At 54.9% G+C, this 1143-nt stretch carries 1 protein-coding gene; it reads right to left on the bottom strand.

Annotation, left to right across the window (positions count from 1 at the left end; all coding sequences use genetic code 11):
• Nucleotides 1-165 precede the first annotated feature (165 nt).
• A complete protein-coding gene (locus tag AC3WWH_RS34780; RefSeq protein ID WP_063891469.1) occupies nucleotides 166-732 on the bottom strand; it encodes a cytochrome P460 family protein in 567 nt (188 codons plus the stop codon).
• Nucleotides 733-1143 lie beyond the last annotated feature (411 nt).

Raw genomic sequence — 1143 nt, 5'->3', positions numbered from 1 at the left:
GTCAGCCGACGTGTCCGGCCCGTCAACCGTCGCGCCTGCACCGTCGTCGCTCCGATCCAAGGGTGCCGGAATGCCCTTGGCCGCCCTATTCGTACGCATTGTGCTACGTGTGGCATCATCTGGGAGCACGGCGTCGGTCGCCGTCTTCAAGGGCTCTCAAACAAGTCAACGCTTCTGATAGGCGTGGAAAATGTAGTCTTTTGCTTCCACGGCGCTATGACAGGCAAATCCACAGTCGGAGCCCTTCCCGTCCGGAGCAAAGGAATCGGATGCCGCGTCATAGTTGAAGTTGGCATATCCCCAACCGCCACTGGCCTCAAATCTCTTGCTGTCCTTTTCGATGAAGGCAACATTGCGCAACGCGTTCGGCACGTTCACCGAAAATGGTGCGTCTGCATCCTTCGCTGCCTTCCATTGGATTTTCGCAATCTTTGACCCGTCGGGAAATTTCGTGCCGTTGCCTGGAACGCCTTTCTTGTAGGCCTCAATCATCGTCGGATTGGCCATAATAACATTCAGAACCGTACCAGAATCGCCGCCCATGACCGATTCCGTAGGATCTACGGCTGCAACAGAAACCACTTCCCAGCTTTCGTAACCCTTGAAGTCAGCGAAGCCGAGACCATCCGGCACACGGACGGTGTTTTTATCGCTTGCAGCGAACCCCACACCGCCTATCGTGGCCAGCGTTCCCGCAAAGAGTAATAAGGTTGGAAATTTTCGCACGATCATACCTCCGATGCTAATTCGATAAAAGCTTCAGGGACATTCGTTGAAACCGGACCGACGCTGAAACGAGGTTGTCTCGGCCCCCCACAATAACATCGCTGCTGCTGGGTTTGAACACATCGAAGGGGTTAGAGAGTCGAGCGATCCTGCGTACCGCCGGCGCCTTCACAAGTATGATTGTGGATCGCAGTGGCTTCGCTTCCAGGCCGTCCACAGTAGGGCGGGCGTGGTGCTGACGACATCGTTTTAGCACGAGACTGAACGAGCATCGTTGTCTTCGCCTTTAAGGGAATCGAACCTTCCGCCCAGGCATTTCGAATGCAATAGCTTCTGGCTCGTGACCTGCCACTGCGAATTTCCTCCAGATTGGATTAGAGTCCGGCCCATTAAAGGACGGACGAATGAAGAAGCAGA

This window comes from Ensifer sp. EB106-03-01-XG145 (genome assembly GCF_058792075.1).
Note: the sequence above shows the minus strand (reverse complement) of the source record. Positions and strands in the feature narration are given on the sequence as shown.

Bases quoted from the DNA above. Each gene is read 5' to 3' on its own strand.
- AC3WWH_RS34780 (WP_063891469.1), bottom strand. From the start codon at position 732: ATGATCGTGCGAAAATTTCCAACCTTATTACTCTTTGCGGGAACGCTG.